This is a genomic window from Vibrio sp. R10-SG-ISO4, assembly GCF_059834135.1.
The window spans coordinates 129,820-154,401 of sequence record NZ_JCBDHJ010000022.1 but is presented as its reverse complement, the minus strand read 5'-3'; the positions used below and the strand labels follow the sequence as shown (position 1 = coordinate 154,401).

The following is a 24,582-nucleotide window of genomic DNA, read 5'->3' as shown; positions in this document are numbered from 1 at the left end:
TATGGGTACTAGAGTTTTTGAAGTTATCAAGTCTAGCGGAATTGAATTTGGCACTAGTGGTGCTAGAGGTTTAGTTTCTGATTTTAGTCCACTTGTTTGTACGGCATTCACTCAATCTTTCTTAGAGGCTTTGGAGAAGAAGTACTTATTCGACACTATAGTCATAGGTATAGATAATAGACCAAGCAGCCCTCAAATAGCTGACTTTTGTATTAAGGCAGTTAAAGATTTCGGTAAGAAAGTTATTTTTTCGGGCGTATTACCTACACCTGCTCTTGCATATTTTTCGCAGAAAAACAACTTGCCCTGTATCATGGTAACTGGCAGCCATATACCATTTGACCGTAACGGGCTTAAGTTTTATACGCCAGATGGCGAGATCAGTAAAGACGATGAATCTATAATTGTTAATGCAACCAGTTTTCTTACTATTAATGAAGGTGTAAGTTCAGAGCGAGTTAGAATAAACCAAAGTCCTGCTCTCATGTATATTGATAGGTATATTTCATTGTTTGATGGTAAACCTTTGGCAGGATTAAAACTAGGGATATACGAACATTCTAGTGCAGGTAGAGATCTTTATAGTACAATTTTCGAATCACTTGGAGCTCATGTAACTTGTCTCGAACGAACCGACCACTTTGTTCCTATAGATACAGAGGCAGTTTCAGATGCTGATTCTCTTAAGGCACAAAATTGGTCTAAGGAACACGATTTTGACGTTATCTTCACGACTGATGGCGATGGTGATCGGCCATTAATTGCTGACGAAAATGGCGATTGGGTTAAGGGAGATGTGTTAGGGTTACTTTGTAGTGAGTTTTTGTCAATACAAGCTTTAGCTGTGCCAGTTAGTTGCAATTCTTCAATTGAAATATCTGGTTTTTTTAATAGTGTAGTTAGAACTAAAATTGGTTCTCCTTATGTTATTGAGAATATGGTAAAACTGTGTGAATCATATTCTCGTGTTGCAGGTTTTGAAGCAAATGGCGGGTACTTATTAGGTAGTTCAATTAATTTAGGTAGCTCGATGCTTTCTAAATTGGATACTAGAGATGCAGTTTTACCCGCCTTATGCTTAATGTTATTGTCACTAAGTAAACAGAGGTCTATTTCTAGTTTAGTTTCGTCTGTTTCGGTTAGGTATACGTCTAGTAATAGACTGAAGGGTGTTCATAGTGAAACTAGTAATAATTTGATTGCTCAAGCTTACAGCGACCCTGAATTATTTCTAACAACCGTTGGCTTTAACGTTTCGTCTATCGAGGAAGTAAATAACTTGGATGGGTTAAGAATTAAGTTTAATGACAGTGAAATAGTTCATTTGCGACCTTCTGGTAATGCCCCTGAACTTCGTTGTTACTCTGAATCTTCATCGTTGAATTTGGCAGATGAATATGTGAATAAAGTTTTGTCTTATGTCGAAATGCGATTGAAGTAGCTGGGAATTTTGATAGTTATAGGTTTATGTACTTTATGTCATTTCGTGAATTAGATAATTTAGTTTCAGTGGTAACTCCAGCATATAATTGCAAAGACTATATAGAGGGTTGTATTAAAAGTGTGGCTTCTCAAAGTGTAACTGTAAAAGAGCATATTATTGTTGACGATGGTTCAAATGATGGAACCAGTGAGTTTCTTGATGAGTTAGCCTGTAAATATAGTAAAGTTGTAGTTATGCATCAGACTAACCTTGGCGCCGGAGCAGCACGGAATAGAGCCATTGAAGTAGCTTCTGGGCGATATATAGCTTTCTTAGATTCGGATGATGAATGGCTCCCTGATAAGCTTGCCAATCAAATTGAGTATATGGAGTCAAATACATTGGCATTTACTTACGGTGACTATTATCGAAAGTGTAGCATTTCCGGAGAGGAGACGTTGAAGGTTTGCCCCAGTTCAATTTCTTATGAGCAGCTTTTGGTCAAGTGTCCAATAGGTTGTCTGACCGTTGCATACAATCAAGAAATGGTAGGTAAAGTTTATATGTCTCGAGTTAGACAGGGTCAAGATTGGTCTTTGTGGTTAAAAATCGCGTCTTCTGGTCACGTTTTGATAAAGTATCCCGGTAGCTTTGCAATATATAATGTTATTGCAGGTTCTTTATCCAAAAATAAATTTAAAAAGTTGATTAACGTGTATAGGGTGTATAAAGAGTTAGGGCTTGGTCGTTTGTCTTCTTTATATTATTTGTTTCTACATGTGATTAACATATTAAGAGGCAAATGATGCGTGTATTAATTACTGGTTCTAACGGTTTTCTCGGCAGTCAGTTGGTCAAGTGCTTAACAAGTTCAAATGTTCGCCTTTTGGATAGAAGTGAGTCCATTCACTCTTCAGAGTATGAATTCATCCAGGCGGAGATAAACGGAACTTCAAAGTATACTCAGGCACTAGAAGGCTGTGATGTTGTTATTCATTGTGCTGCAAGGGTTCATATCATGGATGATGCAGTAAAGAATCCCCTTGATGTATATCGTGAGGCTAATACAACAGGTACTCTAAACCTCGCAAGACAAGCAGCTGCGGCAGGTGTAAAAAGATTTATTTTTATTAGCTCCATTAAAGTCAATGGTGAAAGCACTTCATTAGGTAGTCCTTTTTTTGCGAGTGATCCTCACACGTTTGAAGATGACTACGGGCAATCTAAGTCTGAGGCAGAGTTAGGTCTTTATAGTTTAGTAAATAATGTTGGTTTAGAGCTTGTTGTTATCAGGCCAACGTTAGTTTACGGGCCTGGAGTTAAAGCTAATTTTTTGTCGTTGTTAAGTCTTGTATCTAGAGGAATTCCTTTACCTTTTGGGAGTATTACTAATAATCGTAGAAGTTTAGTTTCGGCGACGAACCTTGTTGACCTTATTGTAACTTGCATTGACCACCCGAAAGCGGTTAACCAAACCTTCTTAGTTTCTGACGATCATGATGTGTCTACCTCTGAGATAGTCGAATATATGTCGAAAGCGCTTGGTAAGAAACAATGGCAAGTTCCTGTGCCTGTTTGGTTCTATAAACTAGCAGGTAAGCTACTTGGCAAACAGGATGTCGTTGATAGACTTTTAGGCTCTCTTCAAGTGGACATTACCCATACCAAAGAAACCCTAAATTGGACGCCACCTCAAACACTTGAAGCTGGCTTTCAAGAAACTGCTCAAGCATTTTTACAATCCAAGCAAAAGTGATATTTATGATCAGACTATTAGATTTTTTAGCCGCCTTTTTGGGCCTGCTTTTACTATGGCCAGTATTGCTTATCGTTACAATAGTCGGCTTGTTTGATACTGGCTCTCCTATCTTTGTTCAAGAGCGGGTTGGTCGTAACAAGAAACCTTTTAAGCTAATTAAGTTTCGTACAATGTCAGTGGAGACGAAGTCAGTAGCTAGTCATTTGGCTAGCAATGCTTCCATTACAAAATTGGGTCGCTTTCTTCGTAAGACCAAGATTGATGAGTTGCCTCAATTGATTAATGTTGTGAAAGGTGAAATGAGTTTGGTTGGTCCTCGTCCTAATTTGTTTAATCAAGAAGAGTTGATCAAAGAGCGTGAGGTACATGGCGTATATGATGTATTACCTGGTATTACGGGCCTGGCTCAAGTACAGAACATTGATATGTCTACTCCTGAGCTGTTGGCCAGAACGGACAAGCAGATGATAGATTCGTTGACTTTGAAAGATTACTTTAAGTATATCTTAATGACTGCGACAGGCAGTGGCTCTGGCGATGCAGTCAAATAGTGCCGCCTATTGGGGTGATCCTTACAACCCTATAAATATCAATAAGGATCAACCATTTAACCCTATATCTGTCTCACCCATGAGTCGATTTCACTCTTGTTTTATGCCCAATGAGACAGCGGTTTTATCCCCAATAATCAGATGTGCCTCGGGTGTTTAATGTTCGGTCGGGCACTCCAATTCCTTATTTTTGGCATCGTTTGCCATTCGTTTTACATGTATTAGAAGAATCAAAAATATGAAAATTGCTATCGCTGGTACCGGTTACGTTGGTTTGTCAAACGCCATGTTGTTGGCCCAAAATCACGAAGTTGTGGCCGTTGACATTATTGAAGAAAAAGTCACACTGCTTAATAACAAGCAATCGCCGATTGTGGATACTGAAATATCAGACTTCTTGGCCGATAAAGATCTCAATTTCACGGCAACGTTAGACAAACAGCTGGCTTACAAAGAGGCCGACTATGTGGTGATTGCCACCCCGACAGACTATGACCCGCAAACCAACTACTTCAACACCCAGTCAGTCGAAGCGGTCATTAAAGATGTCATGGCGATCAATCCAAGTGCTGTTATGGTGATCAAATCGACAGTCCCTGTTGGTTACACGGCGCGAATCTCACAAGAGCTAGGCTGTGAGAACTTGATCTTCTCCCCAGAGTTTCTGCGTGAAGGCCGCGCACTGTATGACAACTTGCACCCCTCTCGAATCATTGTCGGTGAGCAATCAGAAAGAGCGCGCGTCTTTGCGCAGCTGTTGCTTGAAGGGGCAGAGAAGAAAGACGTACCAGTCCTGTTTACCGATTCCACCGAAGCGGAAGCGGTCAAGCTCTTTTCCAACACCTATCTTGCCTTGCGTGTGGCCTATTTTAATGAGTTAGATACCTACGCAGAAACCCACGGCCTCAATGCACGCCAAATCATAGAGGGGGTGGGTTTAGACCCGCGCATCGGTAATCACTACAACAACCCTTCGTTTGGTTACGGCGGTTACTGCCTACCTAAAGACACCAAGCAACTGCGCGCCAACTACCAAGATGTGCCTAATGAGATCATTGGTGCGATTGTTGAGGCCAACCGCACCCGCAAAGACTTTATCGCTGAGTCGATTTTAAGCCGCAAGCCTAAACGCGTGGGCATTTACCGCTTGATCATGAAATCCGGCTCAGACAACTTCCGCGCATCCAGTATTCAAGGGGTGATGAAGCGCATTAAAGCCAAGGGGGTCGAAGTGGTGGTCTATGAGCCAGTGCTAGAGGAAGAGGAATTTTTCCACTCCAAGGTAATGCGAGACTTAGAAGAGTTCAAAGCCACTTGCGATGTGATCGTCTCTAACCGTATGGTCGATGAAATCCGAGATGTGGAAGAAAAAGTCTATACCCGCGACCTGTTCGGCAGTGACTAATCGCTATCTCGCCCCTTGTGCAACCAAGGGGCGAGATAGCTCGCGTGACTTGCTCTCTTTTTCTCTATAATATGAACCTAGTTCTCTAATAAAAAAGTTCACCCACTAATAAAACTACACTCACTATGCAGCGACTTCAGTTTCTTTGGCAACTTTCCCGCACCAACAAACGCATTGTTAGCGTATTGGTGGATGTGCTTTTAATTTTCTTCGCCTTTCACCTCGCGTTACTGGTGAGGCTGGGGGATGATGATTATCTTTCTCACCCTCCTGTGTGGGGGGTATTGGCAGCCGTGACGGTCGTGACGGTGGCGGTGTTTGCGCGCTTAGGGCTGTATCGGGCGGTGCTGCGTTACCTCACTTTTCAGGCGTTGTTTGTGGTCACGGCCGGGGCATTCCTTTCGGCGTTGCTGCTGTCCGCATTAAGCTTTTACATGACAGAACAAGTGCCACGCACTGTACCGATCATTTACGGCGCGTTCTTGGCGTTGTTTTGTGGTGGCCCGCGCGTAGTGGTACGCTCGTTGGTAGCGCAGAGCGTTCAACGCAAATGTCGTGAGGTGGTGATTTACGGTGCCGGCTCGGGCGGGCGCCAATTGGCGATGGCATTGCGAAGTTCAGGGGAGTACCGCGTACGCGCGTTTATTGATGGCGATGAAACCCTCACTAATACTGTGATTTTAGGTTTGCCGGTGCTGGCGATCAGTGATGTGATGCCGCTCATCAACAAATACGACATCTCTCAAGTACTGTTGGCGGTACCTAGCGCCAAGCGCTCGCGCCGTAAGGCGATTTTGGACAAGTTAGCCAAGCTGCCGGTGGAAGTGCTCACTGTGCCAGACATGACGGACATCGTCTCCGGCAAAGCCAAAATCGATGAGCTCAAAGATGTGCCTATCGAAGATTTGCTTGGGCGCGATCCGGTTGAGCCACAGCAAGTGCTGCTTGAAGCCAATATCAAAGATAAAGTTGTGATGGTCACCGGCGCTGGCGGCTCGATTGGCTCTGAGCTGTGCCGACAAATCGTCATGCAGCAGCCACAAGCAATCGTGTTGTTTGAGTTGTCTGAATTTGGCTTGTACCAAATTGACCGCGAACTGAACCAACTCAAAGCAGACAAAGGCCTCACCTGTGAGATCATTCCACTGCTCGGTTCAGTGCAGCGCCAGCACCGTTTAGAAACCGCGATGAAGTCGTTTAAGGTGCAAACCGTCTACCACGCTGCGGCCTACAAACATGTCCCCTTAGTGGAGTACAACGTCATTGAAGGGGTGCGCAATAATGTCTACGGCACCTTCTATACCGCGTGTGCGGCCATTGACGCGGGCGTTGAATCCTTTGTGTTGATCTCAACCGATAAAGCGGTGCGCCCGACCAACGTCATGGGCACCACCAAACGAATGGCAGAGCTTGGTTTACAAGCTCTGGCCGAGCAAGAAAATGCCAAAACCAATGGCACGCGTTTTTGTATGGTGCGCTTTGGTAACGTACTGGGCTCATCGGGCTCTGTGATTCCGCTGTTTAAAAAGCAGATTGCCGCAGGCGGCCCGGTCACGGTCACCCACCCAGACATCACCCGTTACTTTATGACCATCCCAGAAGCGGCGCAGTTGGTGATCCAAGCGGGCGCAATGGGCAAAGGCGGCGATGTGTTTGTGCTGGATATGGGCGAGTCGGTGAAGATTACCGATTTGGCACAGAACCTGATTCACTTATCTGGCTTAGAGGTCAAATCCAGAGAGAACCCGCATGGCGACATCGACATTCATTTCTCAGGCTTGCGCCCTGGGGAAAAGCTCTACGAAGAGCTATTGATTGGCGACAACGTCAAACAAACGGCGCATGAGCGTATCATGACGGCGCAAGAAGTCTTCTTACCTCTCGATGAGTATCAATCCCTGCTCAACCAATTGGATTTGGCCTGTCATTCGCTTGCACATGAGCGTATTCGTGAACTGTTGCTTGAGGCGCCAACAGGGTTCAACCCAACCGATGGCATTGGTGACTTGGTGTGGAAAAACCTCAAAACGATGGACGAAACAGAATCGGCCGTTGTGGAGTTGATGCGCGGATAAGCGGTGAGGCCCTCTAGTCACATTTGAATTCACAACGTTGATAAAAACAAAGCCACTGATGCGTTCAGTGGCTTTGTTGTTTATAGCGTGAGTGGTACCCGTCGCCTTTCAATTACAGCATAGAGCTTTCTTGCTGCTGCTTTTGTTGCTTCTCTTTTTCCGATTGCTGATTAAAGGCCGACATCAAATCCGAATGAATGTAATTCATCGATAGCTGAAAGCTCATATGTGGCGCGTTTAACGTGATTTCCGTCTCTCCATCTTGGTAGGTGGCAGACTTATTGCCCACAAACGGAATTTTCTGATTGATAAGCCGATACTTTTGTGCGAGCACGCCATTTAAGTAATCGAACTTATTTTTAGGCAGCTCCGTCAACACGCCAACCAGTGTGCCTGATCGGTTAAAGATGGTGGTCACATCGCTAATGTCTTCAAACTGGATTTGGCTCTGTGAGATTTGATACATATCACCTTGGCTGTATTTATTGACGCCTTGATGAGTCACCCTGTATTGACGTTTTAGATCGTCCACGGTGGTTTCGCCAATGGTTAAGCCAAATACCGTCGGGTTGGCCATTGCCGATTGGCAGAAAAATAAGAGTGCGAAGAGATATTTTTTCATTGTCAGTCCATTTTAGTAAAGGTGGGTATTGTTGAGATAGCCAATGGTATGGTTTTTAGGCAAGTAAACCTCGGTCCATTGACTGCCAGTCGATAGCACATAGGCGCGATCTCCGCGTGACACACTCAGCAAAGCTTCGCTGTCAAAATCGGTCGCTTTGTAAACCGACGTGGTCTCCACTTGAACGGTTTTGGTTCTTAGCTTGTTGAGAATCGCTGATAATTGGGATTGCGCTTTTTTATAGTTTTTCTGAGTAGACTTAGCGTACCAGAAGGCCGCCAATTCATTGTTTTTTCGGACACCTCGTCCGTTTTCATATCTTCCTGCAAGGTTGTACTGAGCCACTTCATCACCGCGTTTAGCCGCTTTTTCGTACCACATGAAGGCTTGAGCGTCGTCTTTTTCTGTCCCTTTCCCTTCAGCATACATCACGCCAAGGTTATTCTGTGCCGAGAGGTTCCCTTGCTCCGCCGCCTTTTTATACCATTTGAACGCTTGACGTATATCCATAGAGACGCCTTCTCCATTGCTGAGCATCCAGCCTAGTCGGAATTGCGCATCGTGAATGTCTTGCTCGGCGGCTTTTTCAAACCATTGGTAGGCTTTTTGGTGATTTTTTTCTCTCCCGTAGCCCAAGTAGTAGTGGTTCGCAATATAGTAGTCAGACCACGCATGGCCTTGTTTGCTGGCGTTCAAGAAATAGTCGTATGATTGGTGGTAGTCTTTTTTAATGCCATCGCCAAAGTAGTACATTTTGGCCAAGTTAAATGATGCATATTTGTTAGCCTTAGCGACTTGAGACAGTAACTCAAACGCTTTTTGCGTGTCTTTGGCTGTACCGATGCCGTACAAATAATATCGGCCTAGGCTAGAGATGGAAGTGGTGGAGCCGGATGAGGCCGCTTTCGACATCCAATAGAAGGCTTTTTCTTCGTTGATCTGAGTGCCTTGACCCTCTTCATAGAGCCAAGCTAAGTTTCTTGCCGCATCTCGATTGTTACTTTCGGCAGCTTTGGAATACCATTGCAAAGCCGTTGCATAGTTTTGGGTAACGCCATTTCCTAAGTCATACGCTAATCCGATAAAGAATGAACAATATGAGTGGCTCTCCACACAGCGTTCGTACCATTTCAGCGATTGTGTGTAGTCCTCTTGGCGCCAATACCAATCCCCCAGTTGTTTTATCGCTTGTTGATCGTGTGTTTCTGCCTTAAGCCAGAGCGGGAATAGATCGTTGTTGTCGGCCAGCACTTTTGTCGCTTGCTCAACTTGGTTTTGTGACGCTTGGGTGAGGTAAGAGAGCGATTCTTTAAACCTTTCTTGTGCCAGCAGATACATACCATAGTCGTATTGCGCCATGGCTAATCCTGAATCTGCGGCTTTTTTCAGCCACTCGATATCTTGACTCGAGGGGCGATTGGTTGAAGTAAAAAGACGGTACATGGATTGAGCGTCGCCGTCTAAAGCCAATGTTTGCCATGTATCTCGAGCTTTCTCGTGCTCGCCCTCTTGATACGCCTTTTCTGCCGATTCATACGTTGCAGCGCAGCCTGATACCATCAATGCAACGAAAGTACTCACCAACCACTTGTTCTTTAGCATTATCCCTAACCTTAAGTACTGTAAAAAATAGTAACAATATCTTAATTATGCTACAAAATGCATCGTTTGTTTTCAATGAGTTGTGTGTCTTGAAGCCGGGGTTGAGGGGGAAAAGCGGCGGTTTGTCACTTTTTTACTAGGGCTGTTGATTCGCTAACGAATGAGTACTATTGAGTGAGCAGTGTTGGATTGCTTGTTTCTCGTATTACGGGCGGTTCACCTTTACTCGGTTTCGTCCGTTACGTTTTGCGTCATAGAGCGCATGATCAGCTCTTTTCAGAACGTCGGAGACTTGTGTTTCGTCAGTGCCTAGACTGGCGACGCCGATGCTGATGGTAACGGGCTTCGCATCGTCTAGTGCCAGATTCGCAATGCGTGCTCTCAAGGTGTTGGCGAGGTGTGAGGCACCGGTAAGGTCCGTGGACGGACAAACAATTAAAAACTCCTCTCCACCCCAACGGCCTAACACGTCAGTTTGGCGCAGGGTGTCACGAAGTGTGTTGGCAATGGCGCGCAATGTGTTGTCACCCACATCATGGCCATACGTATCATTGATGACCTTGAAGTGATCGATGTCGATAAGGATAACCGCAAATGGATGGCCATACCGTTGCCCTCTTTGAAACTCTTGGTTAAGCACACGATCGAGTTCCCTGCGGTTATAGATATCGGTCAGTGGATCGGTCACCGACAGCTGTCTTAACTTGGCTTCAAGTGTAATTCGATCGGTGACATCCTCGATGACGGCTTGAACCGCTGGCTCTCCATCCCATTCAATCAAGTTGTCGTAGACGCGAAAGTAACGAATCTCGCCATCAAAACATCGATTTTTCACAACCGTCTTGGCCCCGGATAAACGGCCACTAATGAGTGATTGATAACGTACCTGAGCGTTAGCGTGTTCCTCCTCGGGTAGGAAGGAGAGTAAGTTGACATCACGGAGCACGGCATCGATGGACGGCGCGCGCATCAAGTCAACCCAAGCTTGATTGACAAAGATGGGGTTAAAATTGCGGTGGACGCAAATGCCCTGCCCAGACTTAATGATCAGCTGCTTGAATTTTCGCTCATTTTCGTGAAGTTGCTGTTGGGCTCGTTCTTGCGCTGAGAGATCGATAACCGTGACTTGTAAAGCCGGTTCTCCGTTCCACTCAATCACATGATCGATGGCAAACACGGAGAACTCTCGACCGTGTCGATCGCGATTACGAAAGGTTCTCCCGCGGGGAAGAACGTCACCTTTGAGTGTTTGATGATAGTTGTCGATCGCTTGGGGATGGTAGGACGGATCAATCAAGTCAAGAAACGAGTCTATCGAGTTGAGGAGTTCAGAGGCGCTAGAGTAGCCATACAGGTGCGCGTAGTATTCATTGACGAATACGGTCTCTAAGTTTTGGATAATGATGATGCCATACTGGGTATCAATGGTTAACTTTGGCATGGCTGTCCTCGTACTTATTTTGCACACATGTGCAATCGAATACGCATATTACGATCGGAAGAAAAACGAATCCACAATTGTCATCACGTTGTTTTGTCATCCGAATAACACGATGGCGCCAAAGCGAACCTGAATTGAGCGGTCAAAGAGTGAACGATTGACGTGTCAGGTTGGGGGGGAGTGGCTGACTAAACGCCGATGTTATTGACATGAGTTCATATGCACCTATAATCGCAGCCCGATGGTAGTTATTCATAGCACTTATGGATAGTTGGCGTGTACCAAACGCTGCCATCTTTTAAGGCTCTCTATGTCCTTAAAAATGACGTTTAACATACATGAGTATCTTATTTGTATGAAGCCAAGTCTTTGACTTGGCTTTTTTTTTACGCTCAGATAGGGGGTATCACGCCCAGCTAGCGCGGGCCGTTGGCTACTATTCGAAAGAGATATCGTGTGTCACGATGGATATGGATAAGCCATCACAAAATGCGTTTTAAGACTCTATCCGCTCTTACGCGGGTGATCTTACGCATCAGCTTTTTCACCGGCAGCGGGTAGTCTTCAAATTTCTCCACTTGCTTATAAGTGCAGATTAACTGCGTGTGCTTGAGGATGTTCTCTACCTCCTGCTCGAACTGCGGGGTGAGGTGATGGTAGTCATCTCTGATGAGCAGCGCGTTTTCGAGATCCAAGCTCCACGCACGCGGGTTGAGGTTGTTGCCTGTGATCAGCATGTAGCGCTTATCGACCCAAATGCCTTTGAGGTGGAAGCTATTTTCATCATGCTTCCATAATCTCAGAGAGAGCTTTCTAGCGGCAATATTGGCTTCATTGGCTTTGGCAAACGCGCGCAAGTTGCGCTCGTAAAGATAAGGCAGGCCGCCGATGGTTTTGAACTCTTGCTCCGGGGAGATGTAAAAGTCGTTGGCGGTCTTATCACCCACCACAATGGTGACTTTTACGCCGCGACGGATGGCTTTTTTTACCTCTTTCGCGACGCTGCGCGGGAAGTTGAAGTAGGGCGTGCAGATGAAAATCTCATCTTTGGCCATCGCCAGTAAATGGTTGATGCTTTGGTTGAGCTTGTTGCGCTTTTTCCCCACGCCGACAATCGGCGTCACCGCCACTTGATGCGCGCCAATGCTTTGCGGCTCAAACGGGTAACTGGCTTTGGCCAGTTGCGCGCGCAATTGGCGAATTTGCGCTTTGATCTGCGCGGTTTCCGGCTTGCTTGGGCACGCGAGATCGTTCACGGCCGGGTGCGCCACCATCGCTTCATCAATAAACTCGGCCATACTATCGGCGAGCGCTGGGTTCGCCAATACATGGTAGCGGTCAAAGCGATAGCGCTCTTTATAATGCAGGTAGATGTTGTTTAAGCTGGCGCCGCTGTAGATGACTTGATCATCAATCACAAAACCTTTGAGGTGCAGTACACCAAACACTTCACGCCCACGCACCGGAATGCCGTACACAGGCACGCGATGGGTATATTGCTCAGCAAAGCGCTTGTACATCGCGGCGTTGGTTTCGCCTGGCTCTGCGCCAATCAACCCACGCTGCGCGCGGTGCCAGTCGACGCACACTTTCACATCGAGACCCGGGTTACGCTGCTTGGCTTCATAGAGCTCGGTGAGGATCGCTCGGCCGGCCTCATCGTCTTCCAAGTAGAGCGCAACCAGATAGATTCGCTTGCTTGCCTGACGAATCGCTTCAATTAAGCGAGTTCGAAAATCGGCCGCGGAAAACAGCGTTTCAAACTGAGCTGGATCCTGAGCCAGAGCAGGCAGTTGCTCAAACAAATTACGATTGGTCATCATGGTGACGGCGTTACCTTTATTTAAAGTGGACAGGGAGTTTAGCAAGAAATCGGTGATGGTTGATAGGTTTGCGTCAAGACGAAAGTGTATTTTTGTGTGTGTGGGGGAGTTCCTAGTTTCTAGTGCCTAGTTCCTAGAGGGTGGGGCTAGTGGTTTTTGGGGGTGTTTTATGCTTAAACGTTTGCTGCTAGGCCGTGGGTACTGAGATCTTGTTTTGTGTCTCTCCATTCCCCTCTAGGCACTAGGAACTAGGACCTTATTTTCTCTCTCCCTCACTTCAACTGAATACCGTGACGTTGAATATGAGCGAGTAAGTCCTCTGAGGTGACAGTGTGTGTGATTATCACATCGACGTTGTAGGGGAGCGTTGATTGCTCGAATTGGTCTTGAATTTGGGCGATGGTACTCATCGAAAGATGCGGACCCTCTAGAGCGAGAACGATGTCGGAGCTGTCTTTAAAGGTGCCTAGCGCCCTTGAGCCAAACACCCAAGCGTGCTCGACGAGTGGGTGCGCAAGGACAATCTCTTCGATTAATTGGTATTGATGGGGTTTTAGACCCATCGTTGCAGCGCAGGTGTCGACGTTTGGTGTGAGCATAGGCGGGTTAACCGTGCTTAGCCTGCAAATAGTGGGTGACTTGTTCTATCACCGGCGCAAACGACTCCAAAATGAGCTTTTGAGCTTCGAGTACGTTGGCTTCGTCATAGGTATGCGACAGCAGGTTGCGTTTAATCAACGCCTCCAATAGTGTTTCGCACTGCTCAGAGGAGAGGTGCTTCGCTTCCAGCGCGGTTCGAAAGACACTGCGCGGAGAGGCGACATCAAAGCCCTCGAATTCAAGCAAGTCTTTTAACGTTTTCCACGTTAGCTCGAAGGAAAACTCAAACGTTTGCACTAAACCCGCCAGTTCCAGTTCGTTGTAACTCTCTTGCGCGCAGGCTCTTTTGAGCCTTTGTTGCACTTTACTCAAATTTTGTAAACGTTGCTTCCAACGGTCTGGATTTGAGTTCATCGTTGTTCACCTGGGCAGGATGGGTCTCGCTTTAATGGTTACTTTACTGTGTTTGGGGGGAAGTTCCTAGTGGGGGGAGTTCCTAGTGGCTAGTTCCTAGTTCCTAGAGGGTGGGGGCTAGTGGTTTTGGGGGTGTTTTATGCTCAAATGTTTGCTGCTGGGCAATAGGTACTAAGATCTTGTTTCGTGTCTCTCCACTCCCTTCTAGGCACTATGACCTAGGATCTTATTTGTGTCTCTCCATTCCCCCTCTAGGCACTAGGAACTAGGATCTAGGAACTCGCCTCTAAATTCCCCATCGCCACTAACTGTGGTTTACCGCGCACATAGCGCTCAAACAGATTCTTCACATCATTTGGCAGTGCGCTTTTGTCGAGCGTGGTAAAGCCATGTTGGGCGTAAAAGGCTTCGAGGTGAGGGTAGGCAAAGCAGTAGTCGTGTGGGCCGAGGATGTGCTTCTGGCAATACTCAAGCAGCTCGTGACCCAGCCCTTGGCCTCGCTGGCTCGGCACCACAAGCATGCCGGTTAATAAGCGATATTCAGCAAGGCTTCGAAAGCGTACCACCGCCGCGATTTCGGTGCCGATATAGCCCGCAATCACTAACTCATCACTCTTCGCTTTACCCGCCGGATAGTGCGCTTTATACAAGCGGTTCACCAGCGGCAGCTTCATCGCCTCAACCTCAACAATCTTTGAAAACACCCCAAACTCCTTGCCATCCATCTACCTCTCTCCATAATACCACCCACCACCCACCACCCACCACCCACCACCCACCACCCACCACCCACCACCCACCACCCACCACCCACCACCTCTAGGAACTAGAGACTAGGAACTATGCCCCCCCTTCTAGGAACTAGGCACTAGAAACTAGGAACTCTCATTCCCATCGAGTAGAATATCAACACCTGTCAACCACCCAACCTTATCCATGCTGACACCCATGCCTGAAACCATTCAAACCCACGCCGACCTCGCTTGCCACCATACCTTTGCCATCGCGCAAACCTGTGAGGTGCTGATTGAAGCCCACACGCAGCAGGATATTATCGACGTGTATCAAAACCGTGATTATGCGACGTTGCCTAAGCTGATGCTGGGTAAGGGCAGCAATATGCTGTTTACCGCGCCGTATCAAGGTGTGGTGATCATCAATCATTTGCTCGGCAAAACCGTGCAAGAGAGCGACACGCATTGGCATTTGCATATTGAGGCGGGGGAAGACTGGCCAGCACTAGTGAAGTGGTGCGTAGAGTCTGGCTACGATGGGTTGGAAAACCTGGCCTTGATTCCGGGCTGTGCCGGCAGTGCGCCGATTCAAAACATTGGCGCTTACGGCGTGGAGCTACAAGATGTGTGCGAATACGTGGATGTGCTCTGTCTGGAGAGCTTTGAAGTACGCCGAATGCACGCGCAAGCGTGCCAGTTCGGTTATCGTGATTCGATTTTCAAACGCGATTTATACCAAAAAGTGGTGATTGTGGCGCTTGGCTTAAAGCTCGCCAAAGCGTGGCAGCCCAATATTGCTTATGGCCCGCTGCAAGGCTTTGCGCGTGAAAGTGTCACCGCCCAAGAGATTTTTGATACCGTGTGCCGCGTTAGACAAGAAAAGCTGCCCGATCCGCGCGTGCAAGGTAACGCAGGCAGTTTTTTCAAAAACCCCGTCGTGAGCAAATCAGACTATGAAAGGTTAAGCGATGCGTTTCCAACGCTGGTGGCCTATCCCGCTGGTGATAAAGGTGAAGGCGCGATGAAGCTCGCCGCCGGATGGCTGATTGACCAATGTGGGCTAAAAGGGCATCGCATTGGCGGGGCGCAAGTGCACCCGAATCAAGCCTTGGTGATAGTGAATACCGGTGACGCGAGTGCTGAAGATGTGCTGGAACTTGCCGCGACTGTGCGCGCCAAAGTACAAGAAACCTTTGGTGTCACGCTCGAGCACGAAGTGCGCTTTATGGGGCCACAAGGCGAGACGCGCCTTGAAACGCTACTGGAAGAGGGGCGAGTCAGCGTGGCGAAGTCGTCTATTAGTACGCAGGGAACAGCTAATACGCAAGGAGTAACGCGATGAAAGAGCACCACACCAAACTCACGCTCTTGAGCCAGCTCAGTGACGGTCAATTCCACTCGGGTGAGGCGCTCGGTGAACAGCTGGGCATCTCACGTGCGGCAGTCAGTAAACACATTAAAGGCATTCAAGAGTGGGGCGTCGACATCTTTCGTGTCCAGGGCAAAGGTTACCAGTTGGCCAAACCGATGCAGTTGCTCGATGAAGCCGTGCTCAAAGCCGGCGTGGCGACGCCACTTGAGCTGATCCCAATTATTGACTCGACCAATCAACATCTTCTCAATCAAGCGGACAGCCTAACGTCAGGCGCGGTCTGCTTAGCAGAATATCAAGCCAAAGGGCGTGGCCGACGCGGCCGAGAATGGATCTCACCGTTTGGCTCTAACCTTTATCTTTCGATGTTTTGGCGTCTCGATGCTGGCATGGCCGCCGCTATGGGGCTGAGCTTAGTGGTCGGTGTAGCGATTGTCGAAGCGCTGGAAGCCCTCGGGATTGACGGTGTGAAGCTCAAATGGCCCAACGATCTCTATTACCAAGACAAAAAACTCGCTGGGATCTTGGTCGAAATGTCCGGTCAAGCGGGCGGCGCTGCTAACCTTGTGATTGGCATGGGCATGAACCTGCAAATGGCCGCGAGCAACGAGCGCTCCACCTCGGCCATTACCCAGCCTTGGACCTCCCTCTTTGAGGTGACCGGGGAAAGCGTCGATCGCAATCAACTGGCGATCACCTTAATTAAAACCCTGCACCGCGCGCTGTCTGATTATGAACTGCAAGGGATGCACGGCTTTGTCGAGCGTTGGAACCGGTTGGATAACTTTCTCGGTCGTCCTATAAAACTCATTATGGGGCCAAGAGAGGTGGTTGGCATTGCAAGGGGCATCAACGCGCAAGGCGCGGTGTTGATTGAGACAGAGCAAGGGGTAGAAGAGTATGTGGGCGGGGAAGTGAGTCTGAGGGGCGCATGAAAACGGGCGAGCGAATACTCCACATCATCAAACGCGAAGGCCGCGTGACCGCCAAGCAGATTGCCGATCTGCTGGATATGACGACCATGGGCGCGCGTCAGCATTTGCAAGCGTTGGAAGACGACAACTTGCTGGCGATTGAAGATATCCGCGTCAAAGTGGGTCGGCCGACACGCCACTGGTCTTTAACGGCGAAAGGTCATCGCCATTTTGCCGATCGTCATGGAGAGCTGACGATTCAAGTCATCGACGCGGTAGAGCGTCTGTATGGCCTCGAAGGGGTAGAAAAAGTGACCCTCGATCGCGAAAGCCAAACCTTGGCGCACTATCAAGCGCGTATGCACGGCTGCGAGACGCTAGAAGCCAAGCTCAAAGCCCTAGTCGAGATCCGCGAACAAGAAGGCTACATGGCCGAGTTCGAAGCCTGCGACGGCGGCTATCTGTTCACCGAAAACCATTGCCCCATCTGCCGCGCCGCGACCCATTGCCCGAGTTTATGCCAATCAGAGTTGAACATCTTCCGCCAACTGCTCGGCCCAGAGTGTCATATTGAGAGGACGGAGCATATTGTGCGGGGGGAGAGACGGTGTAGGTATAGGGTTGTAGAGGCGAGTTCCTAGTGCCTAGTTCCTAGAGGGGACTCAAGCGAAGCTTGAATGGGTTTTTCTAGGAACTAGGCACTAGAAACTAGGAACTGTCCCACAACTGAGACTCCCCCCTTCCCCCTCTTTTTATCGCTGACTTTTTAACCTATTCTTAACGTTTGATGGGTGAGGCAAGGAGGCGCACATGGACACTTCACCGCTTTTTCAGCAACTGCCGCCGTTCGATGAACTGGTCGAATTGGCGCAAAAGAATCCCGATGCGTTTGTCGCTCTCAAAAAAGAGATCTGCGAGGAAATGATCAGCGCGGCGTCTGAGCCAATGCAAGCTAGGCTCTGGGCGCAGCAAAGTCATATAGATCGAGTGGTCAGCCGCTGTAAAAACCCTAATCACACCAATGTTGTCCTCATGCGTGAGCTCGTTACGCAAATGACCAAATTCCAGCAAGCGCTCGACACCGACACGTTGCTTGAACCCCAACAAAAGGCAGAGGTCATTCCATTTGATGCGTGGCGCTGAGCGACATTGCGTCGACTCGGCGCCGATCTGAGAGCGGGTGTTTGAGTCACCCGTTTTGGAGAGAGGGGGGCTTGGCGGATCAAGCGTCGCCGAGACTCTCCCATTCCGTCAACAATTGCATAATGTTGTAGGAGTCTTGCCAGTTGGCACAAGGGCTGAGCAGCTCTTTTTGTCCGGCTTCTATGGCACGGCGCACCTGGCGTACTTGATACAAGAACGCGTCGCCTTCTGCTGTTACCGTCACGTCGCGCTTAGAGGTCTCATAGATTTCCACACTGACTCGGTTGTCTTGAGCGGGAAGCCAGGGGTTAGTTTCCATGGTCATACAGCCTTTACTGCCAAGGATTGTGAAGTGATGCTTCAAACCATGATCTTCAGCGGTGTGCACGGTGGCGGTGTGTTGGTCGCCAAAACTCATCAACAATGTCGTTTCACAGATGTTGTTGTCGGCGCCTCTTCGGCTGATGGCCTTGAGAGAACGATTCGCAAAAGCGTCTTCTCCCAGCAGGGTTTTCACAACCAGGTACAGTAACGAGATTGGGTAGCAACCAAGGTTGTATATCGCCCCTTTGCTGTCTGGATTGACGAACTGGCCGATGGAGGCAATGTAAGAGGTATGAATCGAGCGCAGTTCACCAATCTCACCGGATTTGAGTATGGTAACCAGCTCTTGAATCAAAGGGTGATGCAGGTACATCAAGCCTTCGGCGAAAAACACCTGATGGTCTTTGACCGCTTGTAGCGCCAGTTCCGTCTTTTCCATATCGATGGAAAGCGATTTCTCACACAAAATCGCTTTACCTTGTTGAGCCGCCTTAATAATAAAGTCATGGTGAAGATGGTTCGGCAAGGCAATGTAGATAATATCGACTTGCTCATCACTCAGTAGCGCGTCGTAATCTGTGAATGTGTTTGCAATCCCGTACTGCTTGGCAAAGGCTGCTAAATTGCTCTCAGAGCGCCCCGCTACCGCGTACAGCTCACTTTGACTATCCTGTTTAATGGCTTCTGCCATCACGCCAGAGATAAAACTGGTTCCAAGAATGCCCCATTTCATGATATTTGCGCTCCATTTTGTTGTGTTTCAAAAGCCTGAACCAACTCGGTCATCTCCGAAGCGATAAATGCGCGGGTATGGGCCATAGTGAAATGGGCTTCAATAGCCGCACGATTCTCATAACGTTCCCACAAAATCACTCGTTGTGGCATGTTGTCATCGTACGTCGCCATTGCTTGTAAGCAGCCGGCTTCACTTTGCATATCAAGGCAAAATTGCTCGATGGCTTGGATAACCGTCGCTCTTGGTTGTTCAGCATTCATTCTCAGCTCAGCGGTGACAAAAATCGTTTGGCTCATGAGTGGTCTCTGTGTTGTTGGCTTTGGATGTTCAAGGTCAACTTTAATTGACGCGTTCTAATTGATAAACTTTCCGCCAGTTTATTCTTTATTAACTATAGGTGCGCAATGGACAAGCTGACCAGTATGAAAGTCTTTGCCTGCGTGGTTGAACAGGGCAGTTTTCGCAGCGCAGCGCATCACTTCGACTTGTCTCCTACCATGATTGGCAAACATGTTCGATTTCTAGAGCAAAGTTTAGGGACACAATTGATTCATCGCACCACCCGAAAACAGTCACTCACCGAAGCGGGCAAACTCTACTACCAAGAGTGCCATCGGATTATTGAAGACATCGCCAACGCCGAAAATTTGATTCATACGCTGATCAATCGGCCCCGTGGTACGGTCAAAGTGAATTGTCCTGTCACCTATGGAAAGACGGTATTGGCGCCGATCGTCGCCGACTTTCTCTCTGAGCATCCTGATATCAATGTAGAAATGTTGCTCGACAATAACCTGATTGACCCGTTTCGAACGGATGCCGATGTTATTATCCGCATAGGTGAACTGGTGGACTCTTCACTGGTTGCAAGAAAGCTAGGCGATTATCCGATGACCTATTGTGCCGCGCCTTCGTATCTCAACGCACATGGACGGATTAAATCATTGGAAGATCTCAGACATCACTGCTGTTTGGGCTTTCACTATCACCAAGGTGAAAGCCAACAAGTGCTGAACCTGCCCGCCAGTACCTTTGATCAAAGCCGCATTAGGCTTGCCTCAAACAATGGTGATGTATTGAAATTCGCGGCGATCCAAGGATGTGGTGTTCTGTTGCAGCCGAAGCTGTTGGTCGAGCCAGAGATTGAGTCCGGCCAGTTGATGGAGATCCTGCAAGATGCCGTTCCTAACGCTAAGCCGATACACCTGCTGTATCGCTCCAAAAATTTGTCACTCAAAAACCGGACCTTTGTTGATTTTGTCGTTGCAGCGGTAAACGCCAAAACATCACCATGAGAAGTCCGAACGTGGGCAACCCACCACTTCTTCAAGCTCGATCACAAATTTTTCATCTCTCCCCCTTGGGTTTACCCAAACCATCCCTCATATAGTTAGCACGCGACTGAAATAGTCAGCACAAGACTTTAAAGCCTCAGAGCGACTGCTTTGAGGGCGTTATCAAACCTAAATGGAAATTATCAGGAGAGACGACCGATGAACATTCGTCCATTACACGACCGAGTTATCGTAGAACGCCAAGAAGTTGAATCTAAGTCAGCCGGTGGCATCGTTCTTACTGGTTCTGCGGCAGAAAAATCGACGCGCGGCGTAGTACTCGCTGTGGGTAAAGGCCGCATTCTAGAAAATGGCTCTGTTCAGCCTCTAGACGTTAAAGTGGGTGATACGGTGATTTTTGCTGAAGGCTACGGCACAAGAACCGAAAAAGTCGACGGTAAAGAAGTTCTGATCATGTCTGAAAACGACATCATGGCTATCGTTGAGTAATAGCAAACGTTGAGTAATTCAATTCTGAATCCCAACTAACAAAATCAATCGAATTTAGAAAGGAAGATAAAGATGGCTGCTAAAGACGTAAAATTTGGTAATGATGCACGCATTAAAATGCTAGAAGGTGTGAACGTTCTGGCTGACGCAGTAAAAGTGACGCTGGGCCCTAAAGGCCGCAACGTAGTACTGGACAAATCGTTCGGTGCGCCAACCATCACGAAAGATGGTGTTTCTGTTGCGCGTGAAATTGAATTGGAAGACAAGTTCCAAAACATGGGCGCACAAATGGTCAAAGAAGTGGCGTCTCAAGCAAACGACGCGGCAGGTGACGGTACCACTACCGCGACCGTACTGGCACAAGCGATTGTTAATGAAGGTCTAAAAGCGGTAGCAGCGGGTATGAACCCAATGGATCTTAAGCGCGGTATCGACAAAGCCGTGACTGCTGCTGTAGAAGAGCTTAAAGCGCTCTCTGTGCCTTGTTCAGACACCAAAGCGATTGCACAGGTCGGTACGATTTCTGCCAACTCTGACGCAACCGTAGGTAACATCATTGCTGAAGCGATGGAAAAAGTGGGCCGTGATGGCGTGATCACTGTAGAAGAAGGTCAAGCCCTGCAAGATGAGCTCGATGTTGTAGAAGGTATGCAGTTTGACCGCGGCTACCTATCGCCTTACTTCATCAACAACCAAGAAGCGGGCTCGGTTGATCTAGAAAACCCATTCATTCTTCTGATCGACAAGAAAGTCTCGAACATCCGCGAGCTTCTTCCAACGCTAGAAGCGGTAGCAAAAGCGTCTCGTCCTCTGCTTATCATTGCAGAAGATGTCGAAGGTGAAGCGCTGGCGACACTGGTTGTTAACAACATGCGCGGTATCGTGAAAGTGGCGGCTGTGAAAGCACCAGGCTTTGGTGATCGTCGTAAAGCGATGCTGCAAGACATCGCGATTTTGACTGGCGGTACAGTGATCTCTGAAGAGATCGGTCTAGAGCTAGAAAAAGTAACGCTAGAAGACCTAGGTCAAGCGAAGCGCGTGACCATCACCAAAGAAAACACCACCATCATCGATGGTGTGGGTGAGCAAGAGATGATCCAAGGTCGCGTGGCGCAGATTCGTCAGCAAATCGAAGACGCAACCTCAGACTACGACAAAGAAAAACTTCAAGAGCGCGTGGCAAAACTTGCCGGCGGTGTGGCTGTGATCAAAGTGGGCGCAGCGACAGAAGTGGAAATGAAAGAGAAGAAAGACCGCGTTGAAGATGCGCTGCACGCGACTCGCGCCGCAGTGGAAGAAGGTGTGGTTGCCGGTGGTGGTGTTGCTCTTATTCGCGCAGCATCGAAAGTGGCAAACCTTGAAGGTGATAACGAAGAGCAAAACGTCGGTATCCGCGTGGCACTTCGCGCGATGGAAGCGCCAATCCGTCAAATCACTAAGAACGCCGGTGATGAAGAGTCTGTTGTAGCGAACAACGTTCGCGCTGGCGAAGGTAACTACGGTTACAACGCGGCAACTGGCGAATACGGCGACATGATTGAGATGGGTATCCTAGACCCAACGAAAGTGACTCGCTCTGCACTTCAATTCGCAGCGTCTGTCGCAGGTCTTATGATCACTACTGAAGCGATGGTCACCGACCTACCACAAAAAGAGGCACCAGCAATGCCTGATATGGGCGGCATGGGCGGAATGGGTGGCATGGGCATGATGTAATCATCCCAACCCTTCTGGTTGAAAGAGAGGTCTCGCGCCAAGCGAGGCATCATACGGAGGCTTCGGCCTCCGTTTTTTTTGTTCAAAATCGTCAACTGAGTGTCTTTTCACTGCAACCTGCGGCTTTTATTTCTAGATGGGGTATTAACGAGAAATAGGAACCGCGCAATGAAGATTGCAGTGATAGGGTGTGGGTATGTCGGGCTATCTAACGCGCTGCTTTTAGCCCAGCATCACCAAGTGATGGCTGTGGATGTGGTGGCAAGCAAAGTCGATAAGCTCAACGACCGTATATCCCCCATTCGAGATCCGGAAATCGAGCTGTTTTTACGCGAGAAACCGCTCAATTTTCGAGCCACCACTGACATGCAAGAAGCGCTAGAGGGTGCCCAGTTTGTCATTATTGCCACGCCGACAGACTATGATCCGGTGACCAATACATTTGATACGCGCTCTGTTGAAAGTGTTATTCATCAGGTGCAGGCGTTAAACGCATCGGCGGTCATGGTGATCAAATCCACAGTCCCCGTGGGCTATACTGAGCAAGTCAAAGCGCGTTTCCAAAGTGACCAGATATTATTTTCGCCTGAGTTTCTTCGTGAAGGCAAAGCGTTGTATGACAACCTGTATCCCTCTCGTATTATTGTAGGAGAGCAGAGTGAACGGGCTAAGCAGTTTGCTGCGTTACTGACCGACGGGGCGATCAAGACCGATATCCCAGTATTGTTTACCGATTCGACAGAGGCCGAAGCGGTCAAGCTGTTCTCTAATACCTACCTAGCGATGCGCGTTGCGTACTTTAATGAATTGGACTCTTACGCCGAGAGTCATGGCTTAGATACCAAGCAAATCATTGAAGGTGTCGGGCTCGATCCACGTATCGGCCATCACTACAATAATCCATCCTTTGGTTATGGCGGTTACTGTTTACCGAAAGACACCAAACAGTTGCTCGCGAACTACCGCGACGTGCCGAACAACTTGATCGCTGCGATTGTGGCGGCGAACAAAACTCGTAAAGATGTGATTGCAGAAGCGATCCTAAAGCGTCAACCCAAGGTGGTGGGGATTTATCGTTTGATCATGAAGTCTGGCTCGGACAACTTTCGCTCGTCATCGATACAGGGGATCATGAAACGTTTGAAGGCTAGAGGGATTGAGGTGATTGTGTATGAGCCGGTCATTACTGAGCCGCACTTTTTCAATTCGCCCGTCATTCATGATCTTGGAGCATTTAAATCACGCGCCGACGTGATCGTCTCGAACCGACGCTGTGAAGCGCTGATGGATGTGGAAGAGAAGGTATACACGCGAGATTTGTTTGGTTCAGATTGAAGTATTTTAATTTGCAGAGTGTAAGTAGGCGCGTTTCCTGCCTAGGTGTTTAAATCGAACTGTTTCATGATAATTTCTTTAAAAACAATGAACAAGCGCACTATTTAAATTTATTCCTAGAGTTTATTATGTTGTTTTTATATCAATCAATTGCATAGGAGATAGGATTGATGAACGAGACAACGGCGACCATGGAAGAGGGAGCGGCAGACTTGTCGAGTATACGCACACACGTTCTAATTACGTATGGGTTACTGTTATTGGGTGTGTTTACAGGTGGATTGCTGTCCATAGCTGGTGTGATTTGGGCGTACGTCAAACGTGCTGATGCCAAAGGAACCGTATTTGAAAGTCATTTTTCAAACGCGACAAAAACATTTTGGGTATCAGTCATTCTCAGCATTCTGGGCGTGCTCACACTAGTATTTGTGGTGGGGTATATCGTGTTGCTTGCAGCGCTCATTTACTCTTTATATAAATACATCAAAGGTATTGCGAGGGCGATAGACAGCAAGTCTTTCGCATAATAGCGGTGTAGTTTGCTTGATCGTAAGTTAAAGCGCGCTCATTTTATGAGGGCGCTTTTCTTGTTTTTATGGTGTCTTTTGGTTTTTCATGTGCTCTTGTTGTTTTATATAAACTGGTGTCAATAAATTCATTTTCAGTGCTATTGATCACATATTTGAATGTATTGGTCGTGTTTGTGTCGACCATTTCTTGATTGTGTCTCCCAATCTTTGTAAAAAGATATTACATAACATAAAAATCATCGACTAATTAAGTATTTACAAATAACGATGATCGGTTGT

Annotated in this window: 24 protein-coding genes; 15 read left to right on the top strand and 9 right to left on the bottom strand. The window is 47.8% G+C overall.

Translation table 11 applies throughout. The features are described from left to right. Position 1 precedes the first annotated feature (1 nt). The 6 genes from AC6R03_RS16635 to AC6R03_RS16610 all read left to right on the top strand — a co-directional run bounded on the left by AC6R03_RS16635 (position 2) and on the right by AC6R03_RS16610 (position 7,213). On the top strand, positions 2–1,441 hold the full coding sequence (locus AC6R03_RS16635; RefSeq protein WP_500631367.1) for a phosphomannomutase: 1,440 nt from the start codon (positions 2–4) through the stop codon (positions 1,439–1,441). 35 nt (positions 1,442–1,476) lie between these two features. Then, complete coding sequence (locus tag AC6R03_RS16630) at positions 1,477–2,229, top strand: glycosyltransferase family 2 protein (RefSeq protein ID WP_500631366.1); 753 nt, start codon at positions 1,477–1,479, stop codon at positions 2,227–2,229. Further along, complete coding sequence (locus tag AC6R03_RS16625) at positions 2,229–3,179, top strand: UDP-glucose 4-epimerase family protein (RefSeq protein WP_500631412.1); 951 nt, start codon at positions 2,229–2,231, stop codon at positions 3,177–3,179. Before AC6R03_RS16630 ends, AC6R03_RS16625 begins: the two co-directional genes overlap by 1 nt. Positions 3,180–3,184: 5 nt before the next feature. Then, positions 3,185–3,733: a sugar transferase gene (locus AC6R03_RS16620; protein WP_500631365.1), complete on the top strand. Its 549-nt coding sequence runs from the start codon at positions 3,185–3,187 to the stop codon at positions 3,731–3,733. A gap of 238 nt (positions 3,734–3,971) precedes the next feature. Next, positions 3,972–5,138, top strand: a complete 1,167-nt coding sequence (locus AC6R03_RS16615; protein WP_500631364.1) for a nucleotide sugar dehydrogenase — start codon at positions 3,972–3,974, stop codon at positions 5,136–5,138. Positions 5,139–5,263: 125 nt separating this feature from the next. Then, positions 5,264–7,213, top strand: coding sequence for a polysaccharide biosynthesis protein (locus tag AC6R03_RS16610; RefSeq protein ID WP_500631363.1), 1,950 nt, complete (start codon positions 5,264–5,266; stop codon positions 7,211–7,213). Positions 7,214–7,325: 112 nt separating this feature from the next. Here the strand turns inward: AC6R03_RS16610 and AC6R03_RS16605 are convergent, their stop codons facing one another. The 7 genes from AC6R03_RS16605 to AC6R03_RS16575 form a co-directional block, all read right to left on the bottom strand. Next, positions 7,326–7,835, bottom strand: coding sequence for a hypothetical protein (locus AC6R03_RS16605; RefSeq protein WP_500631362.1), 510 nt, complete (start codon positions 7,833–7,835; stop codon positions 7,326–7,328). Between the two features lie 12 nt (positions 7,836–7,847). Further along, complete coding sequence (locus AC6R03_RS16600) at positions 7,848–9,437, bottom strand: tetratricopeptide repeat protein (RefSeq protein WP_500631361.1); 1,590 nt, start codon at positions 9,435–9,437, stop codon at positions 7,848–7,850. A gap of 205 nt (positions 9,438–9,642) precedes the next feature. Further along, on the bottom strand, positions 9,643–10,878 hold the full coding sequence (locus tag AC6R03_RS16595) for a sensor domain-containing diguanylate cyclase (protein WP_500631360.1): 1,236 nt from the start codon (positions 10,876–10,878) through the stop codon (positions 9,643–9,645). A 482-nt stretch (positions 10,879–11,360) separates the two neighbouring features. After that, entirely contained in the window at positions 11,361–12,701 is a 1,341-nt protein-coding gene (gene pssA / locus AC6R03_RS16590; RefSeq protein WP_500631359.1) for a CDP-diacylglycerol--serine O-phosphatidyltransferase, read from the bottom strand. A 272-nt stretch (positions 12,702–12,973) separates the two neighbouring features. Then, on the bottom strand, positions 12,974–13,300 hold the full coding sequence (locus AC6R03_RS16585) for a nucleotidyltransferase family protein (protein ID WP_500631358.1): 327 nt from the start codon (positions 13,298–13,300) through the stop codon (positions 12,974–12,976). A 7-nt stretch (positions 13,301–13,307) separates the two neighbouring features. Continuing rightward, positions 13,308–13,715 carry an HI0074 family nucleotidyltransferase substrate-binding subunit gene (locus AC6R03_RS16580; RefSeq protein ID WP_500631357.1) on the bottom strand — a complete coding sequence of 136 codons (408 nt, stop codon included), beginning with the start codon at positions 13,713–13,715 and terminating at the stop codon, positions 13,308–13,310. A 272-nt stretch (positions 13,716–13,987) separates the two neighbouring features. Next, entirely contained in the window at positions 13,988–14,419 is a 432-nt protein-coding gene (locus tag AC6R03_RS16575) for a GNAT family N-acetyltransferase (protein ID WP_500631356.1), read from the bottom strand. A gap of 244 nt (positions 14,420–14,663) precedes the next feature. Between AC6R03_RS16575 and murB the strand changes: the two genes are divergently transcribed. The 4 genes from murB to AC6R03_RS16555 all read left to right on the top strand — a co-directional run bounded on the left by murB (position 14,664) and on the right by AC6R03_RS16555 (position 17,878). After that, on the top strand, positions 14,664–15,791 hold the full coding sequence (gene murB / locus AC6R03_RS16570; RefSeq protein ID WP_500631355.1) for a UDP-N-acetylmuramate dehydrogenase: 1,128 nt from the start codon (positions 14,664–14,666) through the stop codon (positions 15,789–15,791). Then, entirely contained in the window at positions 15,788–16,756 is a 969-nt protein-coding gene (gene birA, locus AC6R03_RS16565) for a bifunctional biotin--[acetyl-CoA-carboxylase] ligase/biotin operon repressor BirA (RefSeq protein WP_500631354.1), read from the top strand. Before murB ends, birA begins: the two co-directional genes overlap by 4 nt. Continuing rightward, positions 16,753–17,376 carry a helix-turn-helix transcriptional regulator gene (locus AC6R03_RS16560; RefSeq protein WP_500630589.1) on the top strand — a complete coding sequence of 208 codons (624 nt, stop codon included), beginning with the start codon at positions 16,753–16,755 and terminating at the stop codon, positions 17,374–17,376. The genes birA and AC6R03_RS16560 overlap by 4 nt, the downstream gene beginning before the upstream one ends. A gap of 169 nt (positions 17,377–17,545) precedes the next feature. Then, positions 17,546–17,878, top strand: a complete 333-nt coding sequence (locus AC6R03_RS16555; RefSeq protein ID WP_500630588.1) for a DUF3135 domain-containing protein — start codon at positions 17,546–17,548, stop codon at positions 17,876–17,878. A gap of 79 nt (positions 17,879–17,957) precedes the next feature. On the opposite strand, the gene AC6R03_RS16550 is transcribed toward AC6R03_RS16555, so the two are convergent. Both AC6R03_RS16550 and AC6R03_RS16545 read right to left on the bottom strand, forming a co-directional pair. Further along, positions 17,958–18,935: a Gfo/Idh/MocA family protein gene (locus tag AC6R03_RS16550; RefSeq protein WP_500630587.1), complete on the bottom strand. Its 978-nt coding sequence runs from the start codon at positions 18,933–18,935 to the stop codon at positions 17,958–17,960. Next, positions 18,932–19,234, bottom strand: coding sequence for a putative quinol monooxygenase (locus AC6R03_RS16545; RefSeq protein ID WP_500630586.1), 303 nt, complete (start codon positions 19,232–19,234; stop codon positions 18,932–18,934). Before AC6R03_RS16545 ends, AC6R03_RS16550 begins: the two co-directional genes overlap by 4 nt. Positions 19,235–19,342: 108 nt before the next feature. Between AC6R03_RS16545 and AC6R03_RS16540 the strand changes: the two genes are divergently transcribed. From AC6R03_RS16540 to AC6R03_RS16520, 5 genes are all read left to right on the top strand, one after another. Further along, the gene (locus tag AC6R03_RS16540) at positions 19,343–20,233 is read left to right on the top strand and encodes a LysR family transcriptional regulator (RefSeq protein ID WP_500630585.1); all 891 of its coding nucleotides are present in this window, start codon (positions 19,343–19,345) and stop codon (positions 20,231–20,233) included. A 198-nt stretch (positions 20,234–20,431) separates the two neighbouring features. After that, positions 20,432–20,722 (top strand): co-chaperone GroES, encoded by a 291-nt coding sequence (locus tag AC6R03_RS16535; RefSeq protein ID WP_334554749.1) that lies wholly within the window; start codon positions 20,432–20,434, stop codon positions 20,720–20,722. Between the two features lie 72 nt (positions 20,723–20,794). Further along, positions 20,795–22,438, top strand: coding sequence for a chaperonin GroEL (gene groL, locus AC6R03_RS16530; RefSeq protein ID WP_500627458.1), 1,644 nt, complete (start codon positions 20,795–20,797; stop codon positions 22,436–22,438). Positions 22,439–22,606: 168 nt separating this feature from the next. Then, complete coding sequence (locus AC6R03_RS16525) at positions 22,607–23,773, top strand: nucleotide sugar dehydrogenase (RefSeq protein ID WP_500630584.1); 1,167 nt, start codon at positions 22,607–22,609, stop codon at positions 23,771–23,773. 170 nt (positions 23,774–23,943) lie between these two features. Next, the gene (locus AC6R03_RS16520) at positions 23,944–24,300 is read left to right on the top strand and encodes a DUF4870 family protein (RefSeq protein ID WP_500630583.1); all 357 of its coding nucleotides are present in this window, start codon (positions 23,944–23,946) and stop codon (positions 24,298–24,300) included. Positions 24,301–24,582: the final 282 nt, after the last annotated feature.

Bases quoted from the DNA above. Each gene is read 5' to 3' on its own strand.
- AC6R03_RS16620 (WP_500631365.1), top strand. From the start codon at position 3,185: ATGATCAGACTATTAGATTTTTTAGCCGCCTTTTTGGGCCTGCTTTTA.
- AC6R03_RS16545 (WP_500630586.1), bottom strand. From the start codon at position 19,234: ATGAGCCAAACGATTTTTGTCACCGCTGAGCTGAGAATGAATGCTGAA.
- AC6R03_RS16625 (WP_500631412.1), top strand. From the start codon at position 2,229: ATGCGTGTATTAATTACTGGTTCTAACGGTTTTCTCGGCAGTCAGTTG.
- pssA (WP_500631359.1), bottom strand. From the start codon at position 12,701: ATGATGACCAATCGTAATTTGTTTGAGCAACTGCCTGCTCTGGCTCAG.
- AC6R03_RS16560 (WP_500630589.1), top strand. From the start codon at position 16,753: ATGAAAACGGGCGAGCGAATACTCCACATCATCAAACGCGAAGGCCGC.
- groL (WP_500627458.1), top strand. From the start codon at position 20,795: ATGGCTGCTAAAGACGTAAAATTTGGTAATGATGCACGCATTAAAATG.
- AC6R03_RS16600 (WP_500631361.1), bottom strand. From the start codon at position 9,437: ATGCTAAAGAACAAGTGGTTGGTGAGTACTTTCGTTGCATTGATGGTA.
- AC6R03_RS16630 (WP_500631366.1), top strand. From the start codon at position 1,477: ATGTCATTTCGTGAATTAGATAATTTAGTTTCAGTGGTAACTCCAGCA.
- AC6R03_RS16535 (WP_334554749.1), top strand. From the start codon at position 20,432: ATGAACATTCGTCCATTACACGACCGAGTTATCGTAGAACGCCAAGAA.
- AC6R03_RS16610 (WP_500631363.1), top strand. From the start codon at position 5,264: ATGCAGCGACTTCAGTTTCTTTGGCAACTTTCCCGCACCAACAAACGC.
- AC6R03_RS16595 (WP_500631360.1), bottom strand. From the start codon at position 10,878: ATGCCAAAGTTAACCATTGATACCCAGTATGGCATCATCATTATCCAA.
- AC6R03_RS16585 (WP_500631358.1), bottom strand. From the start codon at position 13,300: ATGCTCACACCAAACGTCGACACCTGCGCTGCAACGATGGGTCTAAAA.
- birA (WP_500631354.1), top strand. From the start codon at position 15,788: ATGAAAGAGCACCACACCAAACTCACGCTCTTGAGCCAGCTCAGTGAC.
- AC6R03_RS16520 (WP_500630583.1), top strand. From the start codon at position 23,944: ATGAACGAGACAACGGCGACCATGGAAGAGGGAGCGGCAGACTTGTCG.
- AC6R03_RS16540 (WP_500630585.1), top strand. From the start codon at position 19,343: ATGGACAAGCTGACCAGTATGAAAGTCTTTGCCTGCGTGGTTGAACAG.
- murB (WP_500631355.1), top strand. From the start codon at position 14,664: ATGCCTGAAACCATTCAAACCCACGCCGACCTCGCTTGCCACCATACC.
- AC6R03_RS16550 (WP_500630587.1), bottom strand. From the start codon at position 18,935: ATGAAATGGGGCATTCTTGGAACCAGTTTTATCTCTGGCGTGATGGCA.
- AC6R03_RS16525 (WP_500630584.1), top strand. From the start codon at position 22,607: ATGAAGATTGCAGTGATAGGGTGTGGGTATGTCGGGCTATCTAACGCG.
- AC6R03_RS16580 (WP_500631357.1), bottom strand. From the start codon at position 13,715: ATGAACTCAAATCCAGACCGTTGGAAGCAACGTTTACAAAATTTGAGT.
- AC6R03_RS16605 (WP_500631362.1), bottom strand. From the start codon at position 7,835: ATGAAAAAATATCTCTTCGCACTCTTATTTTTCTGCCAATCGGCAATG.
- AC6R03_RS16555 (WP_500630588.1), top strand. From the start codon at position 17,546: ATGGACACTTCACCGCTTTTTCAGCAACTGCCGCCGTTCGATGAACTG.
- AC6R03_RS16615 (WP_500631364.1), top strand. From the start codon at position 3,972: ATGAAAATTGCTATCGCTGGTACCGGTTACGTTGGTTTGTCAAACGCC.
- AC6R03_RS16635 (WP_500631367.1), top strand. From the start codon at position 2: ATGGGTACTAGAGTTTTTGAAGTTATCAAGTCTAGCGGAATTGAATTT.